This is a genomic window from Emticicia fluvialis, assembly GCF_024793945.1.
Lineage (GTDB): Bacteria > Bacteroidota > Bacteroidia > Cytophagales > Spirosomataceae > Emticicia > Emticicia fluvialis.
The window spans coordinates 145,603-158,616 of sequence record NZ_JANUSD010000004.1; the positions used below are offsets into that span (position 1 = coordinate 145,603).

At 42.6% G+C, this 13,014-nt stretch carries 10 protein-coding genes; all 10 read right to left on the reverse strand.

Features of this window, described 5'->3' with window-relative positions; translation table 11 throughout:
* Positions 1-11 precede the first annotated feature (11 nt).
* Positions 12-1,142 carry a 4-hydroxyphenylpyruvate dioxygenase gene (gene hppD / locus NZ848_RS06145; RefSeq protein WP_259014783.1) on the reverse strand — a complete coding sequence of 377 codons (1,131 nt, stop codon included), beginning with the start codon at positions 1,140-1,142 and terminating at the stop codon, positions 12-14.
* Positions 1,143-1,156: 14 nt separating this feature from the next.
* Positions 1,157-2,317: a homogentisate 1,2-dioxygenase gene (locus tag NZ848_RS06150; protein WP_259014784.1), complete on the reverse strand. Its 1,161-nt coding sequence runs from the start codon at positions 2,315-2,317 to the stop codon at positions 1,157-1,159.
* Between the two features lie 190 nt (positions 2,318-2,507).
* On the reverse strand, positions 2,508-4,409 hold the full coding sequence (gene acs / locus NZ848_RS06155) for an acetate--CoA ligase (protein ID WP_259014785.1): 1,902 nt from the start codon (positions 4,407-4,409) through the stop codon (positions 2,508-2,510).
* 92 nt (positions 4,410-4,501) lie between these two features.
* Complete coding sequence (locus NZ848_RS06160; RefSeq protein ID WP_259014786.1) at positions 4,502-5,554, reverse strand: acyltransferase; 1,053 nt, start codon at positions 5,552-5,554, stop codon at positions 4,502-4,504.
* The gene (locus tag NZ848_RS06165) at positions 5,551-5,784 is read right to left on the reverse strand and encodes a DUF6814 family protein (protein ID WP_259014787.1); all 234 of its coding nucleotides are present in this window, start codon (positions 5,782-5,784) and stop codon (positions 5,551-5,553) included. Before NZ848_RS06165 ends, NZ848_RS06160 begins: the two co-directional genes overlap by 4 nt.
* Positions 5,785-5,801: 17 nt before the next feature.
* Positions 5,802-7,364 (reverse strand): MFS transporter, encoded by a 1,563-nt coding sequence (locus tag NZ848_RS06170; RefSeq protein ID WP_259014788.1) that lies wholly within the window; start codon positions 7,362-7,364, stop codon positions 5,802-5,804.
* Positions 7,365-7,402: 38 nt separating this feature from the next.
* Positions 7,403-7,834, reverse strand: a complete 432-nt coding sequence (locus tag NZ848_RS06175) for an IS1/IS1595 family N-terminal zinc-binding domain-containing protein (protein WP_259014789.1) — start codon at positions 7,832-7,834, stop codon at positions 7,403-7,405.
* A 175-nt stretch (positions 7,835-8,009) separates the two neighbouring features.
* Positions 8,010-9,329, reverse strand: a complete 1,320-nt coding sequence (locus NZ848_RS06180; RefSeq protein WP_259014790.1) for a hypothetical protein — start codon at positions 9,327-9,329, stop codon at positions 8,010-8,012.
* Between the two features lie 119 nt (positions 9,330-9,448).
* Entirely contained in the window at positions 9,449-11,065 is a 1,617-nt protein-coding gene (locus tag NZ848_RS06185; RefSeq protein WP_259014791.1) for a SulP family inorganic anion transporter, read from the reverse strand.
* Between the two features lie 75 nt (positions 11,066-11,140).
* The gene (locus NZ848_RS06190; RefSeq protein ID WP_259014792.1) at positions 11,141-13,012 is read right to left on the reverse strand and encodes a proton-conducting transporter transmembrane domain-containing protein; all 1,872 of its coding nucleotides are present in this window, start codon (positions 13,010-13,012) and stop codon (positions 11,141-11,143) included.
* Between the last annotated feature and the right edge of the window lie 2 nt (positions 13,013-13,014).

Below are 13,014 nucleotides of genomic sequence, written 5' to 3' on the forward strand. Positions count from 1 at the left end.
TCTGAGTTTTGTTACAAAGTGCCTCTCAATACCTGTTCTCGTTCAATGGCTTCAAAAAGAGCCTTAAAGTTACCTTTTCCGAAAGACCTGGCACCTTTTCTTTGAATAATCTCAAAAAACATGGTGGGGCGGGGTTCTATGGGTTTGGTGAAAATCTGTAACAAATAGCCTTCATCATCCCGGTCAACCAATATGCCCAGGGCTTTCAGTTGTTCTATTTCTTCATCAATAACGCCAATTCTTCCTTTCAACTCCTCATAGTAGCTTTCCGGCACGCGCAAAAACTCAACTCCGCGCTCTTGAAGGTGGGTTACTGTAGTAATAATATCGTCGGTGGCTACTGCAAGGTGCTGCACACCGGCGCCGCCGTAAAAGTCAAGATATTCTTCTACCTGAGATTTTTTTTTGCCCTCGGCCGGCTCATTGATAGGAAACTTAATGCGACCGTTACCGTTTGACATTACCTTGCTCATCAATGCGGTATATTCAGTAGAGATATCTTTGTCGTCAAAGCTCACCAGTTGTGAAAAACCCATTACCCGACCATAAAAATCAACCCATTCGTTCATTTCATTCCAGCCTACATTGCCAACCATGTGGTCAACGTATTTTAAACCAACCGGGCTTGGGTGGTAATCTGGTTTCCATGCCCTGAAATTGGGAAGAAATACACCTTTGTATTGGCTTCTTTCTACAAAAATATGCACGGTATCGCCATAGGTATGAATACCCGAACGAACAACCATGCCGTTTTCATCTGTTTCCGCATTGGGTTCCATATAAGGCCTGGCACCGCGAGAAATCGTTTCATAGTAGGCATCGCGGGCATCGTCCACCCATAGTGCTACTACTTTTACACCGTCACCGTGCTTGTCAATATGTCGACCAATTTCAGTTCCACCATGTAGGGGAGAGGTAAGCACCAGCCGGATTTTACCCTGCTGCAATACATAACTTTCGTGGTCTTTTACACCTGTTTCCAGACCTGCATAGGCTAGTGGCTGAAACCCAAAAGCTGATTGATAATAATGCGCTGCCTGCTTGCAGTTGCCCACGTACAGTTCCAGGTAATCGGTACCGTTAATTGGCAGAAAATCGGTGCTTTCTGATGGTTCCAGCGTATTTTTTTGTTGATGAAGCATAATTGTCAGTTTTTTTATTCTATCCAGCTATTAAAATATTTTCCGTCGTCCAGCTTTAAGGCTTCTTCTGTAAGCATTAATGGCCTGAAAGTATCAACCATTACTGCCAGCTCATGCGTTTCTTTCTTGCCGATACTTCGTTCCATTGCTCCCGGATGTGGGCCATGCGGAATACCACCCGGGTGAAGCGTAATATGCCCTTGTGCAATGTCGTTTCGGCTCATGAAATCGCCGTCTACGTAGTATATCACTTCATCAGAGTCTATATTGGAGTGATTATAAGGTGCAGGAATTGCTTTCGGGTGGTAATCATATAACCTTGGATAAAACGAGCAAACCACAAAGGCATCTGTCTGAAAGGTTTGATGTACCGGAGGTGGTTGATGCACACGTCCGGTTATCGGCTCAAAGTTGTGTATGGAAAAACCCCATGGATAATTGTATCCATCAAAACCTACTACATCGAAGGGATGATATTGGTACATCAGGCTATGTAATTGGTTCTGTTTTTTGATTTTGATGATGAATTCACCTTTTTCATCATGGGTTTCCAGGTGTTCCGGCAATTTATAATCACGCTCACAAAAAGGTGCCTGTTCAAGCATCTGACCGAAATAATTGCGGTAGCGTTTGGGTGTATAGATAGGCGAGTGAGACTCTACGTATAAAATGCGGTTGTCGGTGGTATCAAAATCAATCTGATAAATTACTCCCCGCGGGATAACCAGGTAATCGCCATATTCAAATGCAATATTGCCAAGTTGGGTGCGCAATGTACCGGTACCTTTATGAATAAAAAGTAGTTCGTCGGCATCTGCATTTTTATAAAAATAATCTCTTAATGGTTGTCTGGGTGCTGCAAGGCCAATAACGCAATCTTTATTAACCAAAAGAGGTGTGCGGCTGTTGAGATAATCGTCCTTCGGTTCTACATTAAACCCTATCAGCTTGCGCATCATTAACTGTTGCGTTTCTGCCAGCCGAGGGGTTGTATCCTTGCTTTCCTGTATTTGCATTACCTGCGTAGGCCTATGAATATGGTACATCAGAGAAGACATACCATCGAAACCGATGGTACCGAATAACTGCTCATAATACAAACCACCACCATCCGGCTTTTCGAATTGTGTATGGCGTTTAGCAGGTATTTTCCCGAGTTTGTGATAAACAGGCATATTTGCTATAACAATTATTGTTATGCAAATAAAATAAAATTAATTGTTATGACAAATAAATTAGTAATATTTTTTTATTGAATAGGATAAAATGATGTTTTATCGGATGTGGAGTTCATAAAAAAAGGTCTTACCTTACAGTAAAACCTTTTTTATAAATTGGTTGTGTTAAAACGCTAAGGGTTTGCGCTTACTTTAAAGCCTGCGCTCCTTCCTTAATTTCCTGCACCACGCTTGGGTCGAGCAGGGTAGAGATATCGCCCAGATTTGAGGTTTCCCCTTCTGCTATTTTGCGTAGAATACGGCGCATAATTTTACCCGAACGCGTTTTAGGTAAACCACTTACAAACTGTATTTTATCTGGCTTGGCAATGGGGCCAATAACGCGCGATACCGTTGCCAATATATCTCTTCTTGTCAAATCGAGGTCGTTCAGATGGCTCTCACAAATGACGTATGCGTAGATGCCTTGTCCTTTAATATCGTGCGGGTAACCTACCACCGCCGACTCAACCACACCTGTATGCATATTAATGGCGTTTTCAACTTCTGCGGTGCCTATTCTATGGCCAGATACATTCAAGACATCATCAACCCGGCCGGTAATCCGGTAAAATCCGTTTTCATCACGCATAGCGCCATCGCCGGTAAAATACAGATCAGGGTAGGCCGAGAAGTAATTGGTTCGGCAACGCTCATGGTCACCCCAGGTGGTACGGATAGTAGAAGGCCACGGGAATTTAATACAAAGGTTGCCGCTTACGTTGCCGCCGTGAATCTCATTGCCGTTTTCATCAACCAGCATCATTTGAATACCAGGCAGTGGAAGAGAAGCCCAGGCGGGTTTCAGCGGGGTAATGCCTGCCAGTGCCGATATCATAATACCCCCGGTTTCGGTTTGCCACCAGGTGTCAACCACCGGGCATTTATCTTTACCTATGTTTTTTGAGTACCAATGCCAGGCCTCCTCATTAATGGGTTCGCCTACCGAACCAAGAACTTTTAATGAGCTAAGGTCTTTACTGTCTACGTATTCGGGGCCAAAGCCCATTAACGAACGAATGGCCGTAGGCGCTGTATAAAGTATATTTACACGGTGTTTGTCCACAATGTCCCACATACGGCCGGCATCGGGGTAAGTAGGCACGCCTTCAAACATTAAAGAAATAGCACCACAAGCCAAAGGGCCGTAGAGAATGTAAGAGTGTCCGGTTATCCAGCCAATATCTGCAGTACAAAAATGTACCATACCTGCCTTATACTGAAACACATTCATAAATGTGTAGGCAGAATAAACCATATATCCACCGCAGGTATGCACCACACCTTTAGGTTTACCGGTTGAGCCTGATGTATATAAAATAAACAAAGGGTCTTCGGCATCCATTTCCTCGGCAGGGCACTCATTGCTTACATATTTTACTTCTTCTTCCCACCATACATCACGGCCTTTAATCATACTTACAGGAGTGCGGGTGCGGGTAGCCACAATTACTTTTTTAACCGACGGGCAACCAATCAGCGCATCATCTACGGTGTCTTTCATGGGTATGGCTTTGTTGCCACGCACGGCGCCGTCTGTGGTAATAACTGCCACACATTGCGAATCATTTATACGATCGGCAATAGACGAGGCAGAAAAACCACCAAAAACAACTGAGTGTATGGCACCTATACGCGCACAAGCCAGCACGGCAATGGCCAGTTCAGGTATCATGGGCATATAAATACAAACCCTGTCGCCTTTCTGAACCCCGTTTCTTTTCAAAACGTTAGCAAAAGCGCATACGCGGTCAAACAACTGGCGGTAGGTAAGTGTAATGCTATCTTCGTTGGGGTCGTTGGGTTCCCAGATAATGGCAGGATGCTGGGGTTTTTCTCTTACGTGGCGGTCAAGGCAGTTTTCAGTAATATTTAGCTTGCCACCCACAAACCATTGTATTTTTGGTTCTTTAAAATTCCAGTCTAAAACTTTTTTCCAGGGCTTTTTCCATTCAAAATTATTAGCCGCAATTTCAGCCCAGAATCCCTCCGGGTCTTGCACACTGGCCTCATAGGCGGACTGGTACTCTTCAAAGGTTTGAATAAGCATAATTTAATAAGGGGGTATTTTAAAACAATAATAATAATGGGTTGAACGCAATGCCAGAAACAAACGTACACTATTGCAAATATCGCAGTTTATCACCCTACAATCCAACTTCCGGCTTTAGGAATTTTACTGATTATTTTTACAATCAGATAACTGATAACTGCGCCCAGCAGGAAATGAACGGCGATTCCTAATAAAGGATGTATCCAGGTAAAATTGATATGAAACTGTCTTGACAGTATGCGTAAAATCAAAGCATGTACCAGGTACATTCCGTAACTACTCATATCCAGCTCTGCCATTATTCCGGGCGCAAAGGGTTTGTCATAGCGCTGTTTGAACAACAAAAACATCAGAACAGACATTAGCATAACAGGCACGCTGAGGTAATCGGTGTAATCGTAAACATATTTGCCGGCCTGCCATGAAACATCATAACAAATATAGGCTGTTAGCGCCCATGAAGCCAGAAATGAGAGGATAAGTAAGCTTTTTGGTAGAATTGTGCCTGAATTACCCAGCCAATAACCTAATACAAAGTAACCGATAAAGCCTGAAAAATACCTGAGCTCAAATTTTATTTCAATACCAAACCACTTGTTTAGCAAGGTATAAACTACATTACCAGTAAACCATAAAACCAGGAAATACAAAATTTCGGTACGTTTGGTTAAAGGATTCGCCGAGGTTTCAGCGCCCTTTATCCAACGGCTAATTACCGGTGTAATGGCATATATACCCAAAAGCATATACACAAACCACAGGTGGCCAGACCCACCTCCGTTACCAGCCAGTATTTTACTGATGAAGTCGCCCAGGGCCCAGGGAGTGCGCTCACTCGGCACACCTTTAAAGTTAGACCATATCATGTATAGCAGGCTCCAGATCAGAAACGGAACAAATATACGGCTGAACCTCTTTTTAATAAAACTACTTAGCTCTTCATATTTGCCAATCAGTAAATAACCAGAGAGCATCACAAACACTGGCACGGCAAATCTGCCAAATACGTTAATAATATGGCAAATCCACCAGTCAGTTAGCGGTATTTTCTTAACATGTAAAGAGCCGTATCCAGCTGCATGCAGCAAAACGACGGTCAGTGTGGCCATAACCCTCAGGTTAGTTACCCAGTGTTTTTTCATAATTTTTCGCCGTCCTTGGTGCTATAATCACCCTGCCAGGCATAATATCCAAATATAGACATGCCCAGTGAAATAATGGGCGCCAATATAAAAGTGTAAATAATGGCAGGTACGAGGTCGTTACCACCTGTTACCCAAAGAGGTACAGCCTGAAAATAGATAAGATAGATTCCGGCACTTACACCAATTACAATCCAGATAATGCCTAATATTTTTCTTAATGCGTTCATTGTTAGTTGCTTAAAGGTTAGTCATGAATGTTCCGGTCTTTGCCATTTATATAAAATAGCCCAATAAAAAAGCAGACCCCAGCTATAATAATGGGGTAATACAAGCCTTGCAGATAGGGTTTGTCTATTACCAGAGCTTGCCCGGCATGGGCTGCTTTGGCGTTAATTTCATTGGCCTGAGTAGCCAGAAAAGTAGCAATGGCCGGCATTAACCCGCCAAACACCCCATTGCCAATATGGTAAGGCAATGACATTGAAGAATACCTGATTTTTGTCGGGAACATTTCAACCAGAAAAGCGGCTATTGGCCCATAAGCCATGGTAACAAATATTATCAGGCAGAAAACCAGTAAAACCAATGTCCATTTATCAGCATCATTGAGTGTTATTGTTTTCTTTACTTCAGCCTTGGGTACATTAACCGATTTATCGGCCAGTATGGTGGTTCTGGCAACTTCTTTCATAATAGTGCCATCTTCGTAGTCGTGCATAGAGGTGGTAGTAATTACCGAATCTGCCAGAGTTTTTTCCATTAACTCCACTTTAACTGTGGTTTTATCTGTGGTATTGATTTCGGTTTTATTAGCTACATTGGCGGTCTGATATATCTTTTCAAAAATAGGTCTGTAAAGTAGTACCGCCAGAAACATACCTGCCAGCATGATGCCCTTACGTCCGATTTTGTCTGACAAAGCGCCAAAAACTATAAAAAACGGTGTGCCCATTATAAGCGCCCACATCATTATGCTGTTGGCTTGCACGTCATCAATGTTACAAGTCTTCAACAAGAAATTCTGTGCATAAAACTGTCCTGTATACCAAACCACGCCTTGCCCCATAGTAGCCCCAAAAAGTGCCAGCAGCACAAACTTGAAATTAAGCCTGTTGCCGAACGACTCTTTTAATGGGTTGGCAGAAGTTTTACCTTCTGCCTTTGCCTTGGCAAAGAGGGGAGACTCTGACATATTCCGACGAATGAGAAACGACACAAACACCATAATTATAGAAACCAGAAACGGCAAACGCCAGCCCCAGTCTTCAAATGCTTCTTTTGTCATTGATTTCCGGGTAATCATAATTACACCCAGAGACACAAACAGCCCTACGGTAGCCGTGGTCTGAATCCAGGATGTCCAGTATCCGCGTTGACGCGCCGGAGAATGTTCAGCCACATAAGTGGCGGCACCGCCGTATTCACCACCCAAAGCCAGGCCTTGTAACAGCCTTAATAACAGCACCAGTATGGGTGCCAAGGCACCTATGGTTTCGTAGCTGGGTATTAGTCCGATAGCAAAAGTGGCGCCTCCCATCAACATCAGAGTAACCATAAAGGTGTATTTCCGGCCAATTAAATCGCCCAGGCGACCAAAAACCAGAGCGCCAAACGGACGAACCACAAAACCTGCGGCAAATGTAGCCAGGGTGTTAAGAAAACCTGCTGTGGGGTTGTCGGTTGGGAAAAACTTGGAGGCTAAAACAGTTGCGAGGCTGCCAAAAATGTAAAAGTCGTACCACTCAATAAGCGTACCCACAGAAGAAGCTCCTATGATGTAGCCTAAACTTTGTTTTTTTTCAGACATTTTAAATGAGTAGATGTTAAGGGAATAGATTTAATTAATTATTCTTTAGTCTTTTTAGAACGCTCCCACCTGATGAGCAAATAGCTGTCGTTAATTTCGGTTGTTATGGTGCCTGTACCTTTCAGGTTTTCTTTGTCTTTATAATAGGCCAGTAATTCTTCATGTGTAACTACGGAATAGGTTGGCTTGTAATCATTGGGGTGGTCCGGAATCATAATCTTGTATTTTTCTACCCAATTCATAACCGTAACATGGCTTACACCCAAAAGCCTTTCAATTTCTCTGAAACTTACGCCGTCCAGATACAATTGCAGTGCTTTGGTTACCAGATAACCATCCAGGTTTCTTCCTTTTTTTTCAAGGGTAAAGTTATACCCGCAGGCTTTGCATTTGTATCGTTGTTTTTCCTTCACAATCCCGTTTCTGGAAATGCTGGCCGAATCGCAATGGGGGCATTGAGGCAAAACCATTATCTGCTGGGTTTTTTAGCAAATATAATTTTTTTGCGGAATAGTACAATTCAGTAGCAGTTTAATCTTCAATAAAGAATTTAAAATCTGCCTTAATCAGAAATTAAAATGGGCTATTAACAACAAAAGCCCCTCAGATAGGCGAGGGGCTTTAAAGAATGCGGTCGGATTACTGTTAATTAAAAAATACCTGATACTGTATAATTGTAGAGCCTTTGCGGTTGCTGAACTCTCCTTTGCCATTGGCATCAGTCAGGAATATCGGGCGATTCTGGTACGCCAGCGTCAACTTAGATGAATGTCCATTCAGCAGCCAGTTTACGCCAAAGTCCCAGTAGTTCATCCCCTGATTCAGGCGTTCATAATTGGCATGTTGTAAAGAAACATACGGCATCAGTGTGGTTTTGCCTATCAGGTTATCTTTCAGCTTATAACCTACTTGCGCGTAAATCACGTTTCCGGTTCCATACCCCGGAAAACCATTACCCGACCCATTGATTACATTTTTCATCGTGGTGCCGTTGGTTGGGTTCATGGCTGCAATATTGCGTATATAATTTTTGCCGAAATCAAAATGCCCCACAGACGCATAAGCGCTGATTGCCTGGCCGTCTTCACTTACCGGTGCATCATAAAAAGCATCCAGAGAAAGCTGTACCATATTTGTTTCTACAGTATCTACTTTGTTGGCGGCCATTGTCCACATAGCTTTAGGCTGATAAACAAAACCTGCTCCTATATTAAAAACCTTTTTCTTGCCCAGGTAAGTGCCTGTCATATAGGGAGTGAGGTTTGACTCCTGGTCAAGAAATTGCCACTGAAAATACCCGTTCCATTGAAATTTAGGAGGTTTTGATGAAAAATTGGCGATGTCGGGGCTGATAACAGCACTGTAAGATGATGCTTTCTGAAAAGCCATCGGGTCAGACAACACCACACGGTAATCAAACTTACCTAATTTACCTTTGGCATAGACCGCCAGTTTTCTAAGAAACTGGTCAGTAACATCGTTGGTTGATTGCTGATAAAGCGGGGCATCAACACCCAGAATACTACCAACTGCCGGAGAGGCAAAACGCGCCAGACCACTCCAGGCTGTTAAGCCACCACCTAAAGAGAATTTATTCTTTACAACGGCATACTCGCCAATGGCGTCATGAACAAAAAAACCAAACTTACGGTCCTGAATGCCGTTAAAGTTGTTTTCTCCCAATTGGGTATAAATAAACACCCTGTCGGTCAGTTGTCCATAAAGCTGCATTCTGAACCGGCGGATGCCGATGTCCCATCCGTTTTTTTTGGCATAACCAAAAATGGTTGAACCCTCATTAAACTGGGTGTTGCGTAGCCAGGTCTGATTTACGATAGTGAATTTCAGATAGCGAGACCCGTCTTCGTTCAGTGTTAGTTTTCCATCTTTTAATGCCTGTGCCATAGAAAGTACAGGCAATAAGATAACAAGTAGCCCGGTTAGGGCTATTTTTGATGACTTCATAAAGCTAGAATTATTTGTGAGATTTAGGAGCAGGCTTTAAGATAACTGCTACAACAAGAAACCGTTTCTTGTGAGCATTCTTAAAGCCTGCAACTGATAAAACTACAAAGTTAAGAAAATTATGCAACCGTGGCCAGTTTAGGCTTTTTACGGGCCGCCAGCTTATGAGAAGATACAGGTTTGTGGTCTGCAATACCAATTATTTCTACACTTCCGCCATCTCCCAGGTTTTCGTAATCGTGTTGGAAGTGTTCCAGATTTTCCATTACCGAGTGGTCAATTAACTGGGTGTTTTTCAAATCAATAAATACTTTGAATCCCGGAGGAATGGCATCCAGTTTGCTTTTTATACCCAGATAATTGGTAAATACTGCCGATTTATCAATTTCAACCACATAAGTATCTTCAGTAAAAGAAACCTGTACCGGGGCTTTGAATAAAGAACGCACCGGCGCTCCTCCGCTGATAATATGATTAATGATTTCTACCGCAATACCTGCAGCTATACCAACCAACAGGTCTTCAAAAAGAGTAAAGAAAATGGTAACAAGGAAAATGGCCAATTGCTCTTTACCAATTTTGAATGTCTGTACAAATTCTTTCGGATGGGCCAATCTGATACCCACTGTAATAAGCATGGCAGCCAAAGCAGTGTTAGGTATTAACTCAATCAGGTGCGATGCCAACAAAACGAAGCCCAGAATAAAGAAACCATGGAAAAAGTTGGCCCAGCGGGTTTTTGCGCCATTGGCTACGTTGGCCGAGCTACGCGCTACTTCTGAAATCATTGGCAGGCCACCTAATACGGCAGCAATGGTATTACCAATACCCACAGCTATAAGGTCTTTATTTGCGTTTGATTTACGTTTGTATGGGTCGAGGATATCTATAGCCTTTACAGTTAGCAGAGATTCAAGAGAACCCACCAACGCAAACATAATAACGTATTTAATAAACATTGATGTTTGGGCAAAACCAGAGAAATCGACATTTACTTTGATGCTTTCCATCAGATTACCCAGGTGAACCAGCGCATAGGCAGGTTCGGTATGTTGAAAATCAAGCAACAACTCGGCAGGAATCGAGAATATTAATACCATTAAAGGTGCCGGAATTTTTTTGATTGGGTGGTTAATAAACGGCCATATCAACATAATAAACAAACTTACCGCGCCTACAATGGTGGCTTTGGGGTCAAGGTGCATCAGGAAGTCCGGAATATGGCCTAATAGCGCAAACGGGCCTTTCCCTTTGGTCATGGCCGGGTCTACATCAAGCAAAACCGGAATCTGTTTGGCAATAATAATAAGACCAATTGCTGCCAGCATACCATGTATGGCCGAAAGCGGGAAAAAATCAGCCAGTTTGCCCAGCTTTAATACACCGAAAAGTATCTGTATAATACCAGCAATAACCATAGCACCAAGAGCCAGGTGCCAGCCTTGTTCTCCACCGCCAAATTCTCCTACGGCTCCGGCAACTATTACTATCAAACCGGCTGCAGGTCCTTTAATTGTTAACCTGGCACCCATTAAAAAACTTACTACTATACCACCAATGATGGCTGATACAAGCCCCATAATTGGTGGGAACTCCGACGCTTTGGCAATACCAAGACTAAGCGGAAGCGCCAATAGAAATACGATGAATCCGGAAATGGCATCTGTTGACCAGTTTTCTTTCAGTCCGGCAAGGCCGTCCAGGGGTAGTTTTAGTTTTTCTTTTACTTTGCTCATATTCTTGTAGTTTTAATCAGCAGGCCATTACCTGCCATTATTTGAAAATTTTGTACTGTAACAGTCAGGGTTATTTTAAGATGATCGATAGGCTACTTCATGATTAATTTTATAATGCGGCCCCATAAACACCCTTGCGTAGATTCTGAAAATGGCAAGGCCGTCAAGAATCAGACTTAGGGCGGTTAAGGCAATGAGCAGGTATTGGTTTTTACCTACATGGCCCAGTATGATGTCTTCTCCGATAAACGTAGGAGTGATGGGGAATCCTGAAATACCAAGGCAAGCCAACAGAAATACAAACGCCAGCCCCGGATATGTATATGAATGCCCATGGTAGGTGTCCAGGCTGATTGATTCTTTTTTGCTGATAAGAAACTGCATGCATGAGAAACCAATAATGGCCGACAAAAAGATGCCACTCAGGTAAAGATGAATCTGGCTAAACTCAAATTGCTCATTAAAAGCAATAGAAAGCGAGGTAAATAGCTGATTTATGATTACCAAAGACCACGCACGGCGGGCGTCTGACCTTTTGGCAAATGCCCTGAGAGCCATGATCAGGCCAAGCACCGCAAAAAGTATAGGCAGTGCGCCCATCAGTTCTTTTGATATGATATCTTCATGATACACCAGATATAGGCCAATCAGATAAATCGGTATAAAAAAGAAGTAAATGTCTTTAAACCCAAAGGTGGCAAATGCCAGGCCTAGTTTCTTAAGCGGGTTCCAGAGTGTTTTAAACATCAGGGCGTCCAGATTCCATTCTTTAATGCAGAGTACATAAAAACTCATTTTTATTTTTCCCCAGAAGTTATCTTTCATGTCGGTCTGAGGCCTAATAAAGTTAAAGAACTGGTCGTGTATCAGATAGCTAAGCACCGAAGGGGATACCAGCAACTGGTAGGTACGAAGAAAAGTATTACCCACAAAGTGGATAAGCACAAGCCAATGCCAACCTAAAGCTACTTCAATAAACATTATGCCTATTTGTGCTATAGAAGAGTAGGCTATCTGGGTCTTAACAGTTGATTGAACCCTGCCAATACCTGTGGCTATCAATGACGTAAACAAACCAAAAATGATGACAATGATTTTAAAGGTTGTGTTTTCTTCCCACAAAGGGTAAGTTCTCAGCATCAGAAAAACGCCGATATGAACTGAAAGCGAGCCATAAAAAATAGCGCTTGATGTGGTTGGGCCTTCCATGGCACGCGGTAACCATGAAGAAAACGGAAACTGAGCCGATTTTACCAGCGCTACCACCAGAAACACAAGCGGGATAATCAGTTGAAAAGATTTGTCATGGAGAATCTCAATGTGCCGGCTTTCAAGCGAATAAAGCTCCTGAAAGGTTATGCTTCTCTCAAACACATGATGACAAAACCAGATACCCAACAAAAGAAAAATATCTGCAAGGCGATAAAAAGATACTACCTTTAGCGCATTTTTAACAGGCAGGTAGCGGTCGCGGTAATAAGAAATCAACAAAAACGAAGCAATACCTATGATTTCCCAACCAATAAACATGGTTTCGAAATTGCCTGAAAAAATAATGAAATTGATACCCAGATAAAAAAACAGAATAGTATTAAAAAAGCGTTTGAAGCCTCTCTCGCGGTGCATGTAGTATCTGCTGAAAACGCTTACCAGAAAAGTGATGGCACTGGTAACCATACCGTAAATTACGGTTATTTTATCGAAGTAAAAATTGATTGAAAAATGAGACTCATGGGTTGCATAAAGGTCAATTCCTTTATAAAAAATACCCGGGGCTCCGTTCATCAGCCAAACAATGGTAAAGACACTACCCAGAACGAGATGCCCAACAATGGTGGTGATAGTTACTCCGAAGATGATTTTCTCCTGCCTGTTTGGAAAAAACGTACTCAGGATAAACCCTGTAAGCGGAACCAGAATAAAATATATCAACAATTGGTTATTCATAA